This is a genomic window from Streptomyces sp. NPDC021096 (assembly GCF_040641275.1).
Taxonomy (GTDB): Bacteria; Actinomycetota; Actinomycetes; order Streptomycetales; family Streptomycetaceae; genus Streptomyces.
The window spans coordinates 18,855-39,823 of the sequence record NZ_JBFADG010000038.1 but is presented as its reverse complement, the minus strand read 5'-3'; the positions used below and the strand labels follow the sequence as shown (position 1 = coordinate 39,823).

The following is a 20,969-nucleotide window of genomic DNA, read 5'->3' as shown; positions in this document are numbered from 1 at the left end:
GCCGGACGGGCTGCATTTGCAGCCCGTCCGGCGATTGAGGACCGGGGTCCGGGGCGGAGCCCCGGTTACGGGAAGGGGCGGGACAGGGGACAACTACGCCTGCGGGCGCCCCATCGCGCGGAAGGTCCAGCCGGCGGCACGCCACGCGGCCGGGTCGAGTGCGTTGCGGCCGTCGAGCAGACGCGGCTCCGCCACCACGTCGGCGATGGCCGCCGGGTCCAGCTCCCGGAACTCCGCCCACTCCGTCAGGTGCAGCACCACGTGCGCCCCCCGGCACGCCTCGAGCGCGCTCGGCGCGTAGGCGAGGGTGGGGAAGAGCCGGCGGGCGTTGTCCATGCCCTTGGGGTCGTACACCGTCACCTGGCCGCCCTGCAGGTGGATCTGCCCGGCGACGTTGAGCGCGGGCGAGTCCCGTACGTCGTCGGAGTCCGGCTTGAACGTCGCGCCGAGCACCGCGACGCGCTGCCCGAGGAAGCTGCCGCCCACGCTCTCGCGGGCCAGCTCGACCATGTGGGCGCGGCGGCGCATGTTGATGGAGTCGACCTCGCGGAGGAAGGTCAGGGCCTGGTCGGCGCCCAGCTCGCCGGCGCGGGCCATGAAGGCGCGGATGTCCTTCGGCAGGCAGCCGCCGCCGAAGCCGACGCCGGCCCGCAGGAACTTCTTCCCGATGCGCTCGTCGTGGCCGATCGCCTCGGCCAGCTTCACCACGTCGCCGTCGGCGGCCTCGCAGACCTCGGCCATGGCGTTGATGAAGGAGATCTTCGTGGCGAGGAAGGAGTTGGCGGCCGTCTTGACCAGCTCGGCGGTGGGGTAGTCGGCGACGACGAACGGCGAGCCCTCGCCCACCGGCGTCGCGTAGACCTCGCGCAGCAGCTTCTCGCCGCGCTCGCCGCCGACGCCGACGACGATGCGGTCGGGGTGCAGGGTGTCCTCGACGGCGAAGCCCTCGCGCAGGAACTCCGGGTTCCAGGCCAGTTCCACGTCGGAGCCCGCCGGCGCCAGCCCGGCCAGCAGCTGCGCGAGCCGGGCGGCGCTGCCGACCGGCACGGTCGACTTGCCGACCACCAGCGCGGGGCGGCGCAGCAGCGGGGCCAGGGAGGTGAAGGCGCTCTCGACGTAGGACATGTCGCAGGCGTACTCGCCGTGCTTCTGCGGGGTGTTCACGCAGACGAAGTGCACGTCGCCGAAGTCGGCGACCTCTTCCCAGGAGGTCGTGAAGCGCAGCCGCCCGGTCGAGCCCTCGAGCCCGGCGACGTGCTTGCGCAGCAGGTCCTCCAGCCCGGGCTCGTACATCGGGACCTCGCCGCGCGAGAGCGTCTCGATCTTCTCGGGCACCACGTCCAGTCCCAGCACCTCGAACCCGAGCTCGGCCATGGCCGCGGCGTGGGTGGCACCGAGGTAACCGGTGCCGATCACGGTGATCTTGAGGGCCATGCGGTACTCCATGTGCTGACTCGCGGTGCTGGCTGTGCCCACCTGCCGGATTGCGTTGCCCGAGCATAGTCGGGCCCTGGTCGGGAAGGATCCAGGGGAGATCGTCGCTGTCGGCAAGCTCACGTATCCCCCCTGTGTGGGGCGCCCCTAGAATCGGGGTTACTAAACGGTAGTTAACTCTCTGGGGAGTACGCCTTGGCGGGAAACAAGGACTTCGACCTGTACCGGCCGGCCGAGGAGCACGACGAGCTCCGCAAGGTCGTCCGCTCGCTCGCCGAGGCGAAGATCGGGCCGTTCGCCGCCGAGGTGGACGAGGAGGGGCGCTTCCCGCAGGAGGCGCTCGACGCGCTCACCGCCTCCGACCTGCACGCCGTGCACGTCCCGGAGGAGTTCGGCGGAGCCGGCGCGGACGCGCTCGCCACCGTCATCGTGATCGAGGAAGTCGCGCGCGTGTGCGCCTCGTCCTCCCTCATCCCGGCCGTCAACAAGCTCGGCTCGCTGCCGGTCGTCCTCTCCGGCTCCGACGAGCTGAAGAAGAAGTACCTGGGCCCGCTCGCCAAGGGCGAGGGGATGTTCTCGTACTGCCTCAGTGAGCCCGACGCCGGCTCGGACGCCGCCGGCATGAAGACCCGCGCCGTGCGCGACGGCGACTTCTGGGTCCTCAACGGCGTCAAGCGCTGGATCACCAACGCCGGCGTCAGCGAGTACTACACGGTCATGGCCGTCACCGACCCGGAGAAGCGCTCCAAGGGCATCTCCGCCTTCGTCGTCGAGAAGTCGGACGAGGGCGTCTCCTTCGGCGCCCCCGAGAAGAAGCTCGGCATCAAGGGCTCCCCGACGCGCGAGGTCTACCTCGACAACGTCCGCATCCCCGCCGACCGCATGATCGGCGAGGAGGGCACCGGCTTCGCCACGGCGATGAAGACCCTGGACCACACCCGCATCACCATCGCGGCCCAGGCCCTCGGCATCGCCCAGGGCGCCCTCGACTACGCCAAGGGCTACGTCCAGGAGCGCAAGCAGTTCGGCAAGCCGATCGGCGACTTCCAGGGCGTCCAGTTCATGCTCGCCGACATGGCCATGAAGATCGAGGCCGCCCGCCAGCTGACCTACGCGGCCGCCGCCAAGTCCGAGCGCGGTGACAGCGACCTCACCTTCCAGGGCGCGGCGGCGAAGTGCTTCGCCTCCGACGTGGCCATGGAGGTCACGGTGGACGCCGTCCAGCTCCTCGGCGGCTACGGCTACACCCGTGACTACCCGGTCGAGCGCATGATGCGCGACGCCAAGATCACGCAGATCTACGAGGGCACGAACCAGGTCCAGCGCATCGTCATGGCGCGCAACCTCCCGTAACGGGTTCCCCCGCGCGACGGCCTCCGACAGCACTGTCGGGGGCCGTTCGGCGTTTCGCGGTGGCGATACGGCCGACGGCGGGTGAAGGTGGGTCCCGGGGGTGTCCGTACTGCCAGGGAGGCGACGCGTCATGCCCGAGGTAACCGAGCCCTACGTTCCCGGCACGCCCTGCTGGGTGGATCTCGTGGTCCCCGACCAGCGGGAGGCGCTCGACTTCTACCGGGACCTGTTCGGCTGGCAGGGGGAACCCGGGCCGCCGGAGACCGGCGGGTACGCGGTGTGCACCCTGAACGGCAGGGCCGTGGCGGGGATCATGACCTCGATGGCCCAGGAGGGCGGGTCCAAGCCGCCGCCCGCGTGGACCACGTACCTGGCCGTCACCGACGCCGACGCGGCCGTGGCGAAGGTCGGCCAGAACGGCGGTACGCCGCTGATGGAGACCACCGACGTCCTCACCCTGGGCCGGATGGCCGTCGTGGCGGACTCCACGGGCGCGGTGTTCGGGCTGTGGCAGGCCGGGGACTTCATCGGCGCCCAGGTGGTCAACGAACCCGGCTCGGTGGTGTGGAACGAGCTGAACACCGCCGACCCGGAGGCGGCGGCCGCCTTCTACGAGGACGCCCTGGGGCTGACGGCCACCACCATGAAGGACGCGCCGGGGTACTTCTCCCTCAAGGCCGCCGACCGCCCGGTCGGCGGCATGCAGGACCTCGAGAAGTCGCCTCCCGGCTCGCCCTCCCACTGGCTGACGTACTTCTCCGTCGACGATGTCGACAGCACGGTCGACGCCCTGATCAGGGCCGGCGGCTCGGTGCTCAAGCCGCCGTTCGACATGGTCGCGGGCCGGATGGCCGTGGTGCAGGACCCGCAGGGCGCGGTGTTCGCCCTCATCACCCCGACCCCCATGAAGTCGTAGCCCCACGGCGCCCCACGGGCGTCACTTGTCGGTGACGGTGACCTTCTGGTCCTTCTTCAGCTGCTCGAAGAGCTGCTTGGCCTTCGTCGTGTCCCACTTGACGGCCACGCCGTCGCTGCGGGTGGGGAAGTTCGGGTTGGCGATCGGCACGGTCATCTGCTGCCCGTCGCCGCCCGTGACGCCCTTCATCGCCCAGAACATGTCCATCAGATCCCACAGCCCCATGTCCTTGTCGACGATGAGGGTGTCGAGGCCGGACCCGATGACGGGGTAGAGGCGGAACGGGTTGAGGATCGTGGCCGGGGAGGCCGCCTGCTTGGCGAGGGTGTTCAGGAACTTCTGCTGGTTGCGCATCCGGCCCAGGTCCTGGTCGGCCTCCTGGTGGCGCTGGCGGACGAACGCCAGCGACTGGGCGCCGTTCAGCTCCTGGCAGCCCGCCTCGAAGTCCGCGCCCGAGTCCCGGTCCTTCAGCGGCTTGTCCAGGCACATCTCCACGCCGCCGAGCGCGTCGACGAGGTTGCGGAAGCCGCCGAAGCCGATCTCCGCGTAGTGGTCGATGCGCAGCCCGGTGTTGAACTCGATGGTCTGCGCCAGCAGCTCCGGGCCGCCGTCCGCGTACGCCTGGTTGAGCTTGTGCGTGGCGGCGGGGAACTTCTTGCCCGACTGCTTGCCGGTGAAGGCGGGGATGGTGACGTAGGAGTCGCGCGGCAGGCTCAGCATCGTGGTGCCGTTGTCGCCCGTGTGCAGGATCATCATCGAGTCGGTGCGCTTGCCGTCGGCGGACCCGGTGTGCAGGTCCTTCTTGTCCTGGTCGGACAGGCCCTCCCGGCTGTCGGAGCCGACGATCAGGTAATTGGTGCCCTCGCCCGCCGCCGGGCGGTCCTGGACCTTGCTCAGGTCGACCTCGCGGCGCATCTTGCCGTCGGCCCAGAAGTAGGTGCCGATGGAGACGGCCAGCAGCGCGGTGACGAAGACGATCGCACCGATCTTGATGCGCTTGCGCCAGTTCGGCGCACCGGCGCGCGGGCCGCGGGCGCGCCCGCCGCCGGCCCCGGAGCCACCGCCGGGACCCGCGGGGGAGCCGGCTCCGGGCCCGTAGACCTGGCCGGTGCTGTAGCCGTCGTGGTCCCGGGGCGCCGGGGGGCCCTGCGGGGCGTGGGAGTCGTAGCCCTGGGGCGGTCGGTACTGCTGGGGCGGGGCGTCGCGCCGTACGTGCGACAGGGCGCGGGCGCCCTCCGGCTCGGCGCTGGTGCTGCCGCGCCCGTACCGCTCGCGGCGGTCGGGGGTCCGCCCTTCGGGCCAATCGTTCATGCAACCGAGTGTGCATGCCAGGACGCGCCGTCTCACAGGGAGGGGCGGTGCTGTTGCAGAGCTGATGCAAATCCGGCCCGGTGCGGCGCCCCCGCATACAGTGGAGGGCATGAGCAATGAGGACCGGAGCCCGGAGTCGGACATATCCGGGAAGCCGACGTCGGCCGCCCGCACGACGCTCTCCCACATCATGACCGGCAGCGACACCAATCTGCTGGGCACCGTCCACGGCGGCGTGATCATGAAACTGGTGGACGACGTCGCCGGCGCGGTCGCCGGCCGGCACTCCGGCGGCCCCGCGGTCACCGCCTCCATGGACGAGATGGCCTTCCTGGAGCCGGTCCGGGTGGGCGACCTCGTGCATGTGAAGGCGCAGTGCAACTGGACCGGCCGGTCCTCCATGGAGATCGGCGTGCGGGTGCTCGCCGAGCGGTGGAACGAGTCCACGCCCGCCGTCCAGGTCGGCAGCGCCTATCTGGTCTTCGCCGCGGTCGACGAGGACGGCAAGCCCCGGCGCGTGCCGCCGGTGCTGCCCGAGACGGACAAGGACCGGCGGCGCTATCAGGAGGCGCAGATCCGGCGCACGCACCGGCTCGCCCGGCGCCGCGCGATCATGGAGCTGCGTGAGCAGCGCGCCGCCGAGGGCTTCGAGGACTGACCCCTCGCCCGCCTCCTACGCGCTCTCCGGGCAGACCACCTGGTCGCCCGTGACCACCGCGACGCCCCCGCTCCGCGGGTGCGGCGGGTCCTGCGCCCGTACCGGGTGCACCCGCGTGAAGTCCGGGCCCAGGGTCACCCGCATCAGCGGCCCCTGCCCCGGCACCGCCCGCAGCCGGGCCCCGGGCAGCGCGGCGGCCAGCGAGCGCACCGAGCGGTCCCAGCGCGGGTCGTAGGTGATCAGCGTGTGCTGCGCGGTGGGGTGCCTGGCGTCGGTGGGCAGGCCCGTGGTGGCGAAGCCCGTGGCGCGCAGCGCCTGGTCGGCCGTGCGGGCGAGCCCGTCGCGGCCACTGCCGTTGAGGACCTGGACGCGCACCTGCTCGGGGGCCACCTCGACGGCCGTGGGGGGCTGCTCGCCCGTCCTGGCCGGCGGCTTGGCGTCGGCCGCCTGGTGCGGGGCGCGCGGGGCGGTGTTGACCGGGCGGTCCTCGCGCAGGGCCCGGAAGAGCCGGTCGGCCCCCGCCTCGTCCCACTTCACGGTCGAGCCGAGGTGCGGCACGGGAAAGTTCGCGACGGCGATCGGCACGGAGGTGAACTCCGCCGAGGCGGGCGTCAGGTTCCGCATCGCCTGGCCGAGCCCGATGAGCTCGTCGGTGCCGAAGCCCCGGTCGGCGCGGACCGAGCCGATGACGGCGGAGGCGACGTCCTGGAACTTCACCGGGTTCAGCAGCACCCCGCCGCTGGCCGCCTTGTGCATCAAGGAGGCGAGGAACCGCTGCTGCCGCTGCATCCGGCCCAGGTCGGCGGCCCCGTCCAGATGCCGGGAGCGTACGTACTGCAGGGCCTGGCCGCCGTCGAGGTTGCTGGTGCCGGCCGGCAGGTCGAGCCCGGTGTAGGTGTCCTTGAGCGGCCGCACCGTGCACACCTGCACGCCGCCCACGGCGTCGACGGTCTTCATGAAGCTGGTGAAGTCGATCTCCATGTAGTGGTCGACGTGCACTCCGGTCAGGCGCTCCACCGAGCGCACGGTCAGCCCGGGGCCGCCCTCCGCGTACGCCGCGTTGAGCTTGACGGGGTGGGCGGGGCGGAACCTGCCGGTCTCGTCCGTGCGCTCGGGGATCTCCGTGTAGGTGTCGCGGGGCAGGCTGACCACGGTCGCCCGGTCGCGGTCGGCGGAGAGATGGACGAGCATCACCGTGTCCGTGCAGTGGCAGGGGGCGCCGCCGAGGCGGTAGCGCTGCCGCTCCTCCTCGGTGATCTTGTCGCGGCCGTCGGTGCCGACGAGCAGCACGTTCATGCCCCGCCCGCCGCCCGGCCGGTCCGAGAGCCCCTCGAAGGCGTCGACGCGGCCGATGCCGTCCCCGAGCCCGGTGACCACCGCGTGCCCGATGCCGCCCGTGCCCAGCACCGCCACCGCCGCACCCGTGGCCAGACGCTTGCCCCAGTGCGCACGGCGGGTCCGGTACCGGGTCGTGCGCTGACGGGAGGATCGGGCCGGTGCGGTCACTTCGAGACCTCCGCGACGAGCGGTCGGAACACGGGGGAGACATCTGCGCAGAAAGTGCGAACACCGTAGGCCCATACGATGAACTGTCTGCGGCCCCACGCCGTCCGCAGCGCCCCGGCCACCCGGGCGGGGCGGGACCCCGTCCCCCATTGGCGGTAACGTGACGGACGTTTCCACCGACCGCCGGGGGGTTCCCCCGACCCCCGTACCCCCGAGGAACCATGCCCGATCAGCAGCTGCCCGCCGTTTCCGTGATCATGCCGGTGCTCAATGAAGAGCGGCATCTGCGCACCTCCGTGCGACACATCCTGGAGCAGGAGTATGCCGGTGAGCTGGAGGTGGTGATCGCCCTCGGACCGTCCACCGACCGCACCGACGAGATCGCCGCGGAGCTGGTCCGGGAGGACTCCCGGGTCCATACCGTGCCGAATCCCACGGGTCGCACCCCCGCCGCACTGAACGCGGCGATCAAGGCGTCGCGTCACCCGATCGTGGTACGGGTCGACGGCCACGGCATGCTCTCCCCGGACTACATCGCCACCGCCGTGCGGCTGATGGACGAGACCGGCGCCCAGAACGTGGGCGGCATCATGCACGCCGAGGGCGAGAACGACTGGGAGCGGGCCGTCGCGGCCGCCATGACCTCGAAGATCGGGGTGGGCAACGCGGCGTTCCACACCGGCGGCGCGGCGGGCCCCGCCGAGACCGTGTACCTGGGCGTCTTCCGGCGCGAGGTGCTGGAGCGGCTGGGCGGGTACAACGAGGAGTTCATCCGCGCCCAGGACTGGGAGCTGAACTTCCGCATCCGTGAGGCCGGCGGTCTGATCTGGTTCTCGCCGGAGCTGAAGGTCTCCTACCGGCCCCGGCCCAATGTCCGGGCCCTGGCCAAGCAGTACAAGAACTACGGGCGCTGGCGGCACGTCGTCGCCCGCTACCACCAGGGCTCGATCAACCTGCGCTACCTCGCGGCCCCGGCCGCCGTCCTCGCCATCGCGGCGGGCGTGGTCGTGGGTGCGGTCGTCACCCCGTGGGGCCTGATCGTGCCGGCCGGGTACGTGGCGGCCATCACGGCCGGCTCGGTGCCGGCGGGCAAGGGGCTGCCCGCCGGGGCGCGGCTGCGCATCCCGGTGGCGCTGGCGACGATGCACATGTCGTGGGGCTTCGGCTTCCTCACCAGCCCGCGCTCGCTCGCCAAGAAGGTCATCGCCAGCCGCCGGCCGGCGGTCCGCGCGGAGCAGTAGGCAAGCGGCAGACGAAAGCGGCCGCCCGGGGAGCCCCCCGGGCGGCCGCTCTCGCATGCAGAAGCGGCGGCCGCTGCGCGCTCAGAAGCGGTTGAGCGTGTTGACCTTCATGCAGGCCGACCTGTCGTCGCCGTTGAGCGGGTCGGAGCTCTCGGGGGCCTTGTTGTCCCCCTTGCCGTCGCCCTTCTTCTGGCCGCTCTTGCCGTCAGCGTCCTTCGGGTCCTTGGGGTCCTTGTCCCCCTTGCCGTCCTTCTCGCCCGGCGTGCCGGAGGGATCGGCGGCCGGCTCGTCGCCCTCGGGCTTGGGGTAGGCCGTGCCCTTGCGCCAGTCCCCGCCGACGACCAGCGTGATCTGCTGGACCTCGGGGGAGTGGCGCACCGCGCTCTCCGGCAGGCCGAGGGCCTTGGCCACGGCCAGGGCGTCGCCGCGCTGTGTGGCCCTCGGATAGGTGATCGTGGTGTCCGCCTGGGCCCGGGGCGTGGAGTCCGAGGTGGCCTTGGCGAAGCCCTCCTTGACCAGGAAGGCGGCGATGTCGGAGCCGCGGCCGGTGGCCGGGGGCTCCACGGCGGTGCCGGTGCCGTTGAACACCGTGACCGCGATGTCCGACTTGCGGGCGACGGGGGCGGTGGGCGGCGGGTTCTTGTCGTCCTTCTTCTTGTCCTTGCCGTCCAGCGCGATGTCGTTGCGGACGAGCGAGAACAGCTTGTCGGCGTCGCCCGGCTTGGGGACCACGTGCGCGTCCGGGTTCTGCGGGTCCGAGGCCCACGGCATGGTGGTCATGGTGATCCGGCCGGAGGGCACCCGCTTCATGTCGTTGCCGAGCTCGTAGAGGGCCTTGACCGAGCCGAGGTCCTTGTCGACAGTGAGCGCCCTGGTGGCCGCCTCGGCGAGGCCGGTGAGCTGGCCGGGGTCGGTGAGCTTGGTGCCGGACTTGAGCTGACGCACCATCGCGTTCATGTACATGTGCTGGGCGTGGGTGCGGCCGATGTCGCTGCCGTCCTCGAAGCCGTGCCGGGTGCGCAGCCACTGCAGGGCCTGCTTGCCCTTGATGGTGTGCGTGCCCTTGTTCAGCCGCAGGCCGGACTTGTCGTCGTAGACGTTGGCGTCCACGCAGACCGGCACGCCGCCGACCGCGTCGGCCATGTTCACCACGCCGGAGAAGTCGATCATCATGAAGTGGTCGATGGGGATGCCGGTGAGCTCCTCCCACGTGGCGACCGTGCAGCCGGGACCGCCGTTGCCCAGGCTGGTGTTGATGATCTGCCGGTCGGTGCCCTTGTAGACCTTGCCGCTCTCGGGGTCGGTGCACTTGGGGATGGTCACCCGGGTGTCGCGCGGGACGCTGATGACCGACATGTTGCTGCGGTCGGCCGAGACGTGCACCAGCATCTGGACGTCGGCGAGCGGGGGCCGGTCGGCGTCGTCGCGGGCGCCGCCGAGGGCGACGTTCTCCTTGCTGCCCCGGCTGTCGGAGCCCAGGATCAGGATGTTCAGCGGGCGCTGGCCCTCGGCGTTGGCGACGCTGCGGTCGAGCTGCTTGTCACCGAGGTTGAGCTTGTTCTTCTTGATGTTGCCGTTGAGGTGCTCGTAGTAGAAGTACCCCGCGGCCGCCACCCCGAGGATCAGGAGCGAGAGGCCGAGCGCGGTCCAGCGGGCTATGCGTCCGATGCGGCGGCGGCGTGGACCGCCGCCGGATATGGAGCCGGACCCGCCGGAGCCCGCGCCGTCGGACTCCTTGGCACCCTTCTCGTCCTTGGCACCCTTGCCCTCGTCGGAGCCACCGGTCCCGGAGGTGCCCGACGCGCCGGAGGCCTTCGGGGCCTTCGCGTCCTTCGAGCCCTTGGACTCCCCGGACTGCTTGGCCTCGTGGGGCTCGTTGGCCCGCTCTCCCCGCACGCCGCTGCTCTGCCGCATCGGGCCTCCCCTGAATGGTGCGTCCGGCCCGATGGGCAGGCGTGATGTAACCGAAGTCGTACCTGATGAGTATTACTGGCCAATGAGATGCGAAAGGCCGTTCACGGGGTTCACTTCGCGCAGATGTTGTTATCGTCCGCTTCGACCTTCTGGATCCCCTCGGGCGCTTTGTCCGGTGCCGAGAGCGGGGTGCCCGCGCCCTTGAAGTCCGCGCCGAGCGTGAGCTTCATCTCCGCCGTGGGCGCGGCGTCGCCCGAGCCCTGCTTCAGGGCGTCGGCGGGCAGGCCCATGGCCTCCGCGAGCCGGCGGGCCTGGTCGGCCTGGTTGGGGGCGAACTCCAGGGTGGTCTTGTCCTTCTTCCCGCCCGTGGCGTTGCCGCCGTTACTGGTGCGGGTCATGCCCTTGGAGTTCTGCATCCAGCTGACGGTCTCGCCCGCGGCACCGACCTTGCCGCTGCCGTTGAACACCTTGACCCGTACGTTCGCGGGCTCGGCCTTCGGTCCCTCCAGCAGCGCCGCCTGCTTGGCGTCGGCCTGCTCCTGGGCCTTCTTCTCCTTCTCCTTCACCTCGGTGAGGGAGACGTCCTGACGGACCATGGCGAAGAGGGGCTCGGCCTTCGGCTTGTCCAGGACGACCGTCTTGTGCTGCTTGCCCTCGGCGGGGTTGTCGACGACGGGCACGGTCGCGAAGGTGATGTTCTTCAGATTGACCTTGCTGAGCTCCTTGGCCAGAGCGGTCAGCTTGGACACGGAACCTATGCCGGTGTCGACGGTGAGCGAGTTGGTGGCGGCGTCGGCGAGGTCGTAGAGCTTCTTGGGGTTGGTGAGGGTGTCGCCGGCCTTCATCTTCCGGATCATCGAGCTCAGGAACTGCTGCTGCAGCTCGATCCGGCTGAGGTCGCCGCCGAAGCCCACGGAGTGCCGGGTCCGCACGAACGCCAGGGCCTGCTCGCCCTCGACCGTGTGCCGCCCCTTGCCCAGCTTCAGGTGCGAGTCGGCGTCGTTGATGTCCTTGGCCAGGCACACCTCGACGCCGCCGACCGCCGAGGACAGCCGCTTGACGGCGTTGAAGTCGGCCATCATGAAGTGGGTGACCTTCAGGCCCGTCAGCTGCTCGACGGTCCGCCAGGTGCAGCCGGGGTCGCGCTCCTCCTGGCCCAGGCTCTCGTTGAAGCGGACGCCCTTGGAGCCGGGGATGGTCCTGGTGGTGCCGCCCTTCTTGGTGGGGCAGGCCGGGATGTCCGTGATCAGGTCGCGCGGGATGGACAGCGCGGTGGCGTTCGTACGGTCCTCGGAGACGTGGAACAGCAGCGTGGTGTCGGCGTGCCCGACGCTGCCGTCGTCGCCGTACCCGGTGTTGCCGTCGCCGGAGCGCTTGTCGGTGCCGATGATCAGGATATTGACCGGGCCCTTGGTGACGGCGTCGTTGTTGATGCCGACGTCGACCTTGTCGATGTTGTTGTTGAAGTGCTGGTAGAGCAGATAGCCGCCGACCGAGGTGACGACCAGCACCACGCCGATCGTGCCCCCGGTCCACATCAGGGCCTTCTTCTTGACGCTCTTCTTGGGCTTCGGCTTGCGGCGGCCCGTGGCCGCCTTGGCCGCGCCCGCCCGCCGTCCGCCCCCGGTGCCGCGCTGTCCGGGCACGTTGCGCCCGCCGCCCGGCTTCGGCTTCTGCCGGGGCGCCGCCGAAGGTTTGGCGGCGGCCCGGGGAGCGGAAGGCGTCGCGGCGGGGGCGCCGCCGGACGCCGCCACCGGTTCCCCGTCATGGTCAAGACGCAGCTCGTAGCTGCCCGTATCGGGGTCGAACACCCACTGGTCGGCGGGGTCGATGCCGCCCGCTCGCCCACGGCCTTGCGCGTCCACGGTCGCTTGAATCCTCCGTCGGTGCCACGCGGCGCCTACCCCCCGAGGCGCTCGAATGTCGTCTGTGCAGTGCGCGGTCAGCCGGCCGTGCGCACCGGATCGCTCACACTATCCGCCCAGTTCAGCGTCGAGCGACACCGGTGACAAATTGCACTCGCCTACAACTGGGCAATCTGCCCAATCCCTTCGCGGGGACGGATGTTGCAACGAACATCGGCACGAAAAGGTTTCTGCACCTTTTGCCGATTTTATTGGCGTTCTTTGCGTGCGGGTCAGCCGCAGACGCCGTGCGCGGCGGTGGTGCCCTCGTAGGTGGGCGGCGTCGTGGGCAGCGGCGAGGGGGAGGGCGACGGCGAGGGCGCCATGGACGGCGAGGGCGGTGCCACGGACTCGTAGGTCCCTTCCGTCCCCTCGGCGCTCTCCCGTTCCTCGGGTTCGGGCTCGACGGCGGGCCGGCGGCCCCCCGGCTTGCCGTCGGCCGGCCGCACGTGCGCGCTCACCGACACCGGCCGGTCCATGCGCAGCTGTTGGAAGAGCTGGTCCGCATCCGGCTGCACGAGCTCGTCGCGGGCGCTGTTGTACGGGTACGGGTGGCGCGGCACCGTGAGGAACTGCACGCGCTCGGTGGGGATGTCCCGCACGGTCCGCACGAGGTTGTACATCTTCTTGAGCGAGTCGAGCCCGGCGTCCGTGGTCAGGGACTTGGTGGCCGCGTCGAGCACCGGGTAGAGCCGCGCCGGGTTGAGCAGCACGCCGTCGCTCTGCATCTCCTGCACCAGGGCGCCCAGGAACAACTGCTGACGGCCCATCCGCTCGGTGTCGCTGCCGTTCCCGAGGCTGTAGCGGGCCCGGACGTAGCCCAGCGCCTGCTCGCCGTGCAGCACCTGGCGGCCGGCGGGCAGCTTCAGTTTCGCCTCCCGGTCGTCCACGGGGCGCTTCAGGCACACCTCGACCCCGTCGATGGCGTCGACCAGGGCCTTGAACCCCATGAAGTCCAGCACGATGTGATGGTCGATCCGGATCCGGGTGATGTTCTCCACGGTCCGGATGGTGCAGGCGGTGCCGGCGAGCTCGTACGCCCAGTTGAACTGCGCGAACCGCTCATTGGTGTACGAGCCGTCGGGTCGCCGGCAGCTGGGGATCTTCGCCATCAGGTCGCGGGGGAGGCTGACGGCGGTGGCGCTCTTCCGGTCGGCCGCCAGGTGCAGCAGGATCGTGGTGTCCGAGCGCTGGCCGCCGCCGTTCTCGCCGTACTGGCCGTTGCCCGCGCCGGCGCGGGTGTCGGACCCGATGATCAGGATGTTCTGGGCGCCGCTGACCAGGGCGCTGGGGCGTTCCTTCTCCCAGCGGCGCAGCTCGTCGGCGGTCTCGGTGTCGGTGGTGATGTTGCTGTCGAGCCGTTCGTAGAGCACCCAGCCGATCCCGGCGGCCGTGAGCAGCAGGACCACCAGGCCCACCGCCAGCCGGCGCAGCCACAGCCGGCGCCGCCCCCGGCGCCGTCCCGGCGCGGGCGTCCGCCCGGGCGGCCCCCCGGCGAAGGGGCCGCCCGGCCGGCCGGGGCTGCCAGGGCGGTAGGTCACGGCTGCGCTGCGTCCCTCCTGCGCTCGGTCGGCGGCGTGCGTGCTGCGGCGCGTGTACGCACGTACCGCCGATCATCGCCCCGGCGCGGCGTCGCGGCAGCGTCAGAGGGCCGTCACGGTGACGCGCTCGCTCTCGCGGCGCTTGTCCAGGCCGCCGCCGGAGAGGCGGTCGAGGTGGCGGCACAGCACGACGGAGCCGCCCGCGGCGAGCGGGGCGAAGAGCCCGGCGGACAGGCCCTCCCAGTTGTCGTACGGCAGCCCCGACAGCAGCCGCGAGCCCGGGCCGAGGCCGTGCTGGTGGGCGTCGGTGCGGGCCTTCTCCACCAGCTGCGCCCCCGTCAGCTCCAAGCCGCCCACGGCGAGCGCGGGCGCGTCGGGGTCCACGGGCGCGTACGGGGCGAAGCGGTCGCCCTGGGAGGGCACCTCGACGGCGTAGTCGGCGAAGCCGGCCGGCGGCTGGGGGAAGCGCCCGCCCAGGGGGCGTAGTGCCAGCGCCACGCGCTCTCCGGAACAGGCCCGCGCCTCCTCCAGCGTGTCCGGCCCGCTGACGACCAGATCGGCACCGGACGCATCGCCCCCCACCTCGGCGACCACGCCGACGGAGGAACAGGCCAGCAGCCAGACGGCGGTCTGCCAGTGCGCGGGCAGCAGCAGCGCGAGCCGGTCACCGGGTTCGGCGGCCAGTTCGCCCTGGAGCAGATTGGCGGTCTTCGCCACCCAATTGGCGAAGGTGGCCACGGACAGTTCCACGCGCTCGCCGGTGGCGTCGTCGTAGAAGGTCACGAGCGGGCGGGCCGGGTCCGCGGCGAGCGCGGAACGCAGCAGGTCGGCGGGGGTGCGATCGGTGGCGTTCATCGGCGTCAGGGTACGCGGCGGGGGCGGCGGCGGTCAGCCGCGCGGCGGGCTTCCGGGGCCCCTGGGGCCGACTCGCCGTCAGTGCGTGAATGGACATATTTGTCCGCTTATGCCCAGGATTTCAGGCATGCGTGGAATTCTTGTCTCCTCGACCGTCGCCGCCTGCGCCGCCGCGCTGCCCCTGGCGCTTCTGGCCGCCCCCTCCGGAGCCTCGTCCGGCGGTCCCGACGGAGCCTCAGCTCCCGCTTCCGCCACCCCGCGTGCCGCCGGGGCGCGCCCGGCCGCCGTGCCGGGAGCCACGGACTCGCTGCGTCTCCTGCCGCTCGGCCCCACGCGCCGCGCGGCCGGGCACGTACGGCGCGGCGGGGCGCAGGGGTTGCCGCCCCGCGAGGTCGCGCCCTTCTCGCTGGTCGGCATCGTCTGGGACGACGCCACCACCGAGCTGCACGGCCGGGCGCAGGTGCGCACGCGCGCGGCGGGCACCACGGCCTGGTCGGGCTGGCAGGACGTCCAGACGCACGACGACGACCGCCCCGACCTCGACTCGCCCGAGGCCCGCCGCCGCAGCCTGCGCGGCTCCACCGCCCCCCTGTGGGTGGGCGCCTCCGACGCCGTCCAGGTCCGGGTCAGACCCGAGGCGGCCACCGGCCGGACCTCCGACAAGCAGGCCCTGCCCTCCGGGCTGCGCGTCGAGCTGGTCGACCCCGGCAAGGACCCCTCGCCCCGCATCCGGAAGCGGGCGGCGCACCGGCACGCGCCGGCGCCCTCCGAGGAGGAGACGGCGAGCTCGGCCGTCAACCACCCGCTGGCGCCGCTGGGGGCGCTCGAGATCCCGGCGGCGGGCAAGACGGAGTCGGAGAAGGACGTCGAGGCCACGCGCGTGGACCCCAAGAGCGCCTCCGACGGCCGGGTGGCGGCGGACGGCCACGACGACACGGACCCCGAGGAGGACGCCGAGAACGAGACCACGGAGTCCTCCCCCGAGGCGTCGCCCGACGTCACCCCGGCGGCCTCCCCGGAGACGTCGCCCGACACCGACGAGACCCTCGCGGACAACGCCGACCCCGCCGTCGCCCACCACGTCGGCCCGCGCCCGCGCATCGTCACCCGGGCCGGCTGGGGCGCCGACGAGTCGATCCGCGAGCGGGGCTTCCCGTACACCAGGACCGTGCGCGCCGCCTTCGTCCACCACACGGCCTCCGGCAACGGCTACAGCTGTGCGCAGTCCGCCTCCGTCATTCGCGGTATCTACCGCTACCACGTGGTGAGCAGCGGCTGGCGGGACATCGGGTACAACTTCCTCATCGACAAATGCGGCACGGTGTACGAGGGCCGGGCAGGCGGTGTGGCGAAACCCGTCAGAGGTGCCCATACTCTCGGTTTCAACACCAACAGCATGGGCATCGCCGTACTCGGATCGTTCGGGAGGAGCAACCCGCCGGCCGCCGTGGTGAACGCCGTGGCCCGCCTGACCGCATGGAAGCTCGGCCTCTACGACGTCAACCCGCTCGGCACCGCGGCCCTGGTCTCCGGCGGCGGAAACCTCTACAAGAAGGGCACCTCGGTCAGGCTCAAGGTCATCTCCGGGCACCGCGACGGCTACGCCACCGAATGCCCCGGTGACCGCCTCTACAACCGGCTCGGCGCCGCCCGCGCCACGGCGGCCCGGCTCCAGGGCCGCTGACCGGGCGCAGCGGAGCCTCACGTTCTGCATACACTGGCCGCCGATCACGGCCCGGCCCCAGCAGGAAGCAGAGACGACAGGTGACAGAAGCGATCCTCCTGGTCGGCGGCAAGGGAACCCGGCTGCGCCCGCTGACGGTGCACACGCCCAAGCCCATGGTTCCGGCGGCGGGCGTCCCGTTCCTCACCCACCAGCTCGCGCGCGCCCGCGCCGCCGGGGTCGAGCACATCGTGCTCGCCACGTCCTACCTGGCCGAGGTCTTCGAGCCGTACTTCGGCGACGGCTCGGCGCTCGGCCTGCACATCGAATACGTGACCGAGGTGGAACCCCTGGGCACCGGCGGAGCCATCCGCAACGTGGCCTCGCGCCTGCACTCCGGCCCGGACGACCCGGTCCTGATCTTCAACGGCGACATCCTCACGGGCCTGGACATCGAAGCGCTGGTGGACACGCACCGCACCAGCAACGCGGACGTCTCCCTCCACCTGACCCGGGTCGAGGACCCCAGGGCCTTCGGCCTGGTCCCCACGGACGCGACGGGCAAGGTGCAGGCCTTCCTGGAGAAGCCCCAGACGCCCGAGGAGATCGTCACCGACCAGATCAACGCGGGCGCGTACGTCTTCAACCGCTCGGTGATCGACACGATCCCCGCGGACCGCCCGGTCTCCGTGGAACGCGAGACGTTCCCCGGCCTCCTGGCGGCCGGCGCCCACCTCCAGGGCATGGTCGACTCCACGTACTGGCTGGACCTCGGCACCCCGCAGGCCTTCGTGCGCGGCTCCGCCGACCTGGTCCAGGGCCGCGCCCCGTCCCCGGCGGTCCCGGGCCGCTGCGGCGACCGGCTGGTCCTCGACGGCGCCGAGGTGGCCCCCGACGCCAAGCTCATGGGCGGCACGGTCATCGGCGCGGGAGCCCGCGTCGAGCCGGGCGCGCGCATCGACGGCAGCACGGTCCTGGACGGCGCGGTGATCGAGGCAGGGGCCCACGTCCGCGACTCCCTCGTCGGCGCCGGCGCCCGCATCGGGGCCCGTACGGTCCTGGACGGCGCGGTCATCGGCGACAACGCCCACATCGGCGCCGACAACGAACTGCGCGCGGGCGCCCGCATCTGGTGCGACGCCCGCATCCCGCAGGGCGCGATCCGCTTCTCGTCGGACCAGTAGAACGCCGTACCCTGGCCGGATGGCCACCCGCACCTGGGTACCGCCCGGCGGCGGCCCGTACGACCTGGACCGCACCCTGTGCGTCCTGGCACGCGGCCCCGGCGACCCGGCCTACCGCACGACACCGGACGGCTCCCTCTGGCGCGCCTCGCGCACGCCCGAGGGCCCCGGCACGCTGCGCCTGACGGCCCGCGTCGGCGAGGTCCACGCCGAGGCGTGGGGCCCGGGCGCGGACTGGCTCCTGGAGCACCTGCCCACCCTCCTCGGCGAGTCGGACGTCCCGGCGGCCTTCACCCCCCGCCACCGCCTGCTCCACGAGGCGCACCGCCGCAACCCGGGCCTGCGGCTGGCGCGCACCGGCCTGGTCCTGGAGTCGCTGATCCCCTCGATCCTCGAGCAGAAGGTCACCAGCGACGAGGCGTACCGCGCCTGGCGCCGCCTCCTGCAGCGCCACGGCGAACCGGCCCCCGGCCCGGCCCCCGAGGGCCTGCGCGTGATGCCGGACCCCCGGGCCTGGGCCCTGATCCCCTCCTGGGAGTGGCACAAGGCGGGCGTGGACACCAAGCGCTCGGCGACGATCGTCCGGGCCGCCCGGGCGGCGGCGCGCCTGGAGGAGACGGCGACGATGGACGAGCCCCGGGCGTCGGCCCGCCTCCAGCTGATTCCCGGGATCGGCCCCTGGACGGCGGCGGAGACCCTGCAGCGCACCCACGGCTCTCCGGACGCGGTCACCGTGGGCGACCTCCACCTGCCGAGGATCGTCGGCTACGCCCTGACCGGGTTCCGCGGGGCGGATGACGAGGCGATGCTCGAGTTGTTGGCGCCGTACGAGGGGCAGAGGCATCGGGCGTGCCGGCTGATTCTGCTGAGCGGGGTGGTGCCGGCGCGGAGGGCACCCCGTTTCTCGGTGCGGGACTTCACGCGTATGTGAAGGTGCGCGGCACCGTGCTTACCGTCCGGGTGCGGGTCGGTGGTCGGTTTGTGCCCACCCGTTCCGCCCTGCGGAACGATTGCCCACAAACGGGAGGGGGCGGGGCGGGATGGGTTCCGGCAGGGGGCGTGAGGAATATTTGCGGCCGCGGTGCGGGGCTCCCGTCTCCGGAGAGGGTTCCCGGCCGTAAATGTTCCAGCCCCCAGAGGAACCCGTCCCGCCCCGCCCCCGCCCCCACAACGGCGAGGGGCTACCGCACCACGAGGAACCCCGAAGCATCCCGAGCAGCCCGCTCCGGCGCAGGGGCGGCGGGCCGCCCCACCGCGACGGCACCCATCGGATCCCACCCCTCCGGCAGTGCCAGAACCTCCCGCACCACCGAGCGGCAGAACATCGTCGAGGAGACCCACGCCGACCCCAGCCGCTCACCGGCCAGCGCCACCAGGAAGTTCTGCACGGCGGCCCCCGCCGCCACCACGAACATCTCCCGCTCCGCCGCCGCCCGCCGCGCGTCGGGGTACGTGTGCGCCCCGTCCATCACCAGGCACGGCACCACCAGATACGGCGCCTTCCGCAGCACATCGCCCCGCCGCACCCGCTTGGCGATGCTCTCCTCCGAGCGCCCGTCCGCCCGCAGGTCCGCGATCCACGCGTCCCGCATGGCGTCCAGCAGCTCCGTCCGCGCCGCCTCGGTCTCGAGCAGCACGAACCGCCACGGCGTCGTGTGGTGCGGCGCCGGCGCCGTCACGGCGGCGGCCACGGCCCGCCGCACCGCCCCCGGATCGACGGGATCGTCGGTGAATTCCCGGACGGTGCGCCGCAGCGACACCGCCTCCTTCACGGCCTCCGAGGTCCCCAGCCGGAACATGTCGTCGACGGCGGGCCGCACCAGCCAGCGCGCACCCTGTTCGTCGGCTTCGGTGACCACATGCGGCAGTCCCCGCACCACGGCCACCGGCAGGCCCCCGGCCTTGCCCTTGACCAGGTCACCGGCGGCGGCGAGCTCGTCGACCGTCGCCACCACCGTCGCGACCAGCGGATTGCCGTACGCGTCCACGCCACCGCGCAGGTCGTCGGCGACCCGTACGCCCGCCGCGCCGATCGCGAAGTCCGTCACGCCCTTGCGCCAGGGCCGGCCGGCGGTGTCGGTGATGACGACGCCCACGTCCACCCGCAAGGTGTCCCGCAGACCGTCGCGGATCCGCCGGGCCGAGGCGTCGGGGTCCTCGGGCAACAGCAGAACCGTCCCGGCGCGCGTGTTGGACGCGTCCACGCCGGCGGCGGCCATCACGAGCCCCAGCCGGTTCTCCACGACGCGCAGCGTGCCGCGCCGGGCCACCAGCCGTACGGTCTCGGCGTCGATCGCGGCCTCGCGGTCCTCGGCGGCGAGGATCCGGCCCTCGGCCTTGCTGAGGATCTTCGAGGTGACGACGAGGACGTCGCCGTCGGCGAGCCCGGGCAGCCCCTCGCCCAGGGCGGCACCGGCGATGAGCTTCACCAGGTCGTCCCCGGGGCGCACCTCGGGGATGCCGGGCAGGGCCCAGACCCGGTACTCGGGAGCCGCGCTCACGCCCGTACCTCCTCGGCGAGCGCCAGCGCCTCGCGGGCCATGGCGGCCGTCGCCTCGACGTCGGTCATCATCAGCGGCACGGCCCGGCACCGGATCCCGGCGTCCTCGACCTCGGCCACGGCGCCCGCGTCGACGGAGTCGACCAGCCACCCGTCGAGCAGCCCGGAGCCGTAGTGCCGTGCGACGGCGGCGGCCGTGGACTCGACGCCGACGGCGGCGAGCACCTTGTCGGCCATGCCCCGCACCGGCGATCCGCCGACGATGGGGGAGAGTCCGACGACGGGGGCCGCGGAATCCGCGACGGCTTCCCGGATGCCCGGCACGCCCAGGATGGTGCCGACGCTGACGACGGGATTGGACGGCGGGAAGAGAATGACATCGGCCTCGGCGACGGCCTCGAGCACGCCCGGCGCCGGCTTGGCCTGCTCGGCCCCGACCGGAATGATCGCGTGGGCGGGCGACGAGGCCCGCATCCGCACCCAGTACTCCTGGAAGTGCACGGCCTTGCGCGCACCGTCCGTACCCTCGGGATCATCGACGAGAACATGCGTCTCGACGCGATCGTCACTCATGGGCAGCAACCGCACCCCCGGCTCCCACCGCGCGCACAGCGCCTCGGTGACGGCGCTGAGCGGATAGCCCGCGCCGAGCATCTGGGTCCGCACGATGTGCGTGGCGAAGTCGCGGTCGCCGAGCCCGAACCACGAGGGCCCCACGCCGTAGGCGGCGAGCTCGTCCTTGACGGCGAAGGTCTCGCCGGCCCGCCCCCAGCCCTGCTCCTCGTGGATGCCGCCGCCGAGGGTGTACATCACGGTGTCGAGGTCGGGACAGACCTTGAGCCCGAACAGGTGGATGTCGTCACCGGTGTTGCCGATGACGGTGATCTCCGCGTCGGGGACTGCTGACTTGAGGCCACGGAGGAAGCGGGCGCCCCCGATCCCGCCGGCCAGAACCACAATGCGCTGCATGCCTGCAGTCTGTCAGCAGC

The 20,969-nt window shown here is 72.2% G+C and carries 16 protein-coding genes; 7 read left to right on the top strand and 9 right to left on the bottom strand.

Features of this window, described 5'->3' with window-relative positions; genetic code table 11:
* Positions 1–93 precede the first annotated feature (93 nt).
* The gene (locus AB0G59_RS28125; RefSeq protein WP_360917273.1) at positions 94–1,434 is read right to left on the bottom strand and encodes a UDP-glucose/GDP-mannose dehydrogenase family protein; all 1,341 of its coding nucleotides are present in this window, start codon (positions 1,432–1,434) and stop codon (positions 94–96) included.
* 195 nt (positions 1,435–1,629) lie between these two features.
* Between AB0G59_RS28125 and AB0G59_RS28120 the strand changes: the two genes are divergently transcribed.
* Positions 1,630–2,787, top strand: coding sequence for an acyl-CoA dehydrogenase (locus AB0G59_RS28120; RefSeq protein WP_360917270.1), 1,158 nt, complete (start codon positions 1,630–1,632; stop codon positions 2,785–2,787).
* Positions 2,788–2,917: 130 nt separating this feature from the next.
* Positions 2,918–3,703 (top strand): VOC family protein, encoded by a 786-nt coding sequence (locus tag AB0G59_RS28115; protein WP_360917267.1) that lies wholly within the window; start codon positions 2,918–2,920, stop codon positions 3,701–3,703.
* Between the two features lie 21 nt (positions 3,704–3,724).
* Here AB0G59_RS28115 and AB0G59_RS28110 read toward each other — a convergent pair whose 3' ends face one another.
* Entirely contained in the window at positions 3,725–5,014 is a 1,290-nt protein-coding gene (locus AB0G59_RS28110) for an LCP family protein (protein ID WP_360917264.1), read from the bottom strand.
* A gap of 109 nt (positions 5,015–5,123) precedes the next feature.
* Here AB0G59_RS28110 and AB0G59_RS28105 point away from each other — a divergent pair, with 109 nt between their 5' ends.
* Positions 5,124–5,672: an acyl-CoA thioesterase gene (locus AB0G59_RS28105; RefSeq protein WP_071965352.1), complete on the top strand. Its 549-nt coding sequence runs from the start codon at positions 5,124–5,126 to the stop codon at positions 5,670–5,672.
* Between the two features lie 15 nt (positions 5,673–5,687).
* Here AB0G59_RS28105 and AB0G59_RS28100 read toward each other — a convergent pair whose 3' ends face one another.
* Entirely contained in the window at positions 5,688–7,085 is a 1,398-nt protein-coding gene (locus AB0G59_RS28100; RefSeq protein ID WP_360917276.1) for an LCP family protein, read from the bottom strand.
* Between the two features lie 314 nt (positions 7,086–7,399).
* On the opposite strand from AB0G59_RS28100, the gene AB0G59_RS28095 reads away from it, so the two are divergent.
* Positions 7,400–8,419, top strand: coding sequence for a glycosyltransferase family 2 protein (locus AB0G59_RS28095; RefSeq protein ID WP_360917261.1), 1,020 nt, complete (start codon positions 7,400–7,402; stop codon positions 8,417–8,419).
* Between the two features lie 81 nt (positions 8,420–8,500).
* Here AB0G59_RS28095 and AB0G59_RS28090 read toward each other — a convergent pair whose 3' ends face one another.
* The 4 genes from AB0G59_RS28090 to AB0G59_RS28075 all read right to left on the bottom strand — a co-directional run bounded on the left by AB0G59_RS28090 (position 8,501) and on the right by AB0G59_RS28075 (position 14,633).
* Complete coding sequence (locus AB0G59_RS28090; protein WP_360917258.1) at positions 8,501–10,333, bottom strand: LCP family protein; 1,833 nt, start codon at positions 10,331–10,333, stop codon at positions 8,501–8,503.
* 110 nt (positions 10,334–10,443) lie between these two features.
* The gene (locus AB0G59_RS28085) at positions 10,444–12,198 is read right to left on the bottom strand and encodes an LCP family protein (RefSeq protein ID WP_360917255.1); all 1,755 of its coding nucleotides are present in this window, start codon (positions 12,196–12,198) and stop codon (positions 10,444–10,446) included.
* A 272-nt stretch (positions 12,199–12,470) separates the two neighbouring features.
* Positions 12,471–13,778 (bottom strand): LCP family protein, encoded by a 1,308-nt coding sequence (locus AB0G59_RS28080; RefSeq protein ID WP_360917252.1) that lies wholly within the window; start codon positions 13,776–13,778, stop codon positions 12,471–12,473.
* Between the two features lie 102 nt (positions 13,779–13,880).
* Positions 13,881–14,633: a TIGR03089 family protein gene (locus AB0G59_RS28075; RefSeq protein ID WP_360917249.1), complete on the bottom strand. Its 753-nt coding sequence runs from the start codon at positions 14,631–14,633 to the stop codon at positions 13,881–13,883.
* Positions 14,634–14,760: 127 nt separating this feature from the next.
* On the opposite strand from AB0G59_RS28075, the gene AB0G59_RS28070 reads away from it, so the two are divergent.
* The 3 genes from AB0G59_RS28070 to AB0G59_RS28060 all read left to right on the top strand — a co-directional run bounded on the left by AB0G59_RS28070 (position 14,761) and on the right by AB0G59_RS28060 (position 18,411).
* Positions 14,761–16,317: an N-acetylmuramoyl-L-alanine amidase gene (locus tag AB0G59_RS28070; protein WP_360917246.1), complete on the top strand. Its 1,557-nt coding sequence runs from the start codon at positions 14,761–14,763 to the stop codon at positions 16,315–16,317.
* Positions 16,318–16,397: 80 nt separating this feature from the next.
* Positions 16,398–17,480 carry an NDP-sugar synthase gene (locus tag AB0G59_RS28065; RefSeq protein WP_360917243.1) on the top strand — a complete coding sequence of 361 codons (1,083 nt, stop codon included), beginning with the start codon at positions 16,398–16,400 and terminating at the stop codon, positions 17,478–17,480.
* Positions 17,481–17,499: 19 nt separating this feature from the next.
* Positions 17,500–18,411 (top strand): DNA-3-methyladenine glycosylase 2 family protein, encoded by a 912-nt coding sequence (locus AB0G59_RS28060; RefSeq protein ID WP_360917240.1) that lies wholly within the window; start codon positions 17,500–17,502, stop codon positions 18,409–18,411.
* A gap of 250 nt (positions 18,412–18,661) precedes the next feature.
* Here AB0G59_RS28060 and AB0G59_RS28055 read toward each other — a convergent pair whose 3' ends face one another.
* Entirely contained in the window at positions 18,662–19,981 is a 1,320-nt protein-coding gene (locus tag AB0G59_RS28055; RefSeq protein WP_360917237.1) for a coenzyme F420-0:L-glutamate ligase, read from the bottom strand.
* Positions 19,978–20,949: a 2-phospho-L-lactate transferase gene (gene cofD / locus AB0G59_RS28050; RefSeq protein ID WP_360917234.1), complete on the bottom strand. Its 972-nt coding sequence runs from the start codon at positions 20,947–20,949 to the stop codon at positions 19,978–19,980. The genes AB0G59_RS28055 and cofD overlap by 4 nt, the downstream gene beginning before the upstream one ends.
* Positions 20,950–20,969 lie beyond the last annotated feature (20 nt).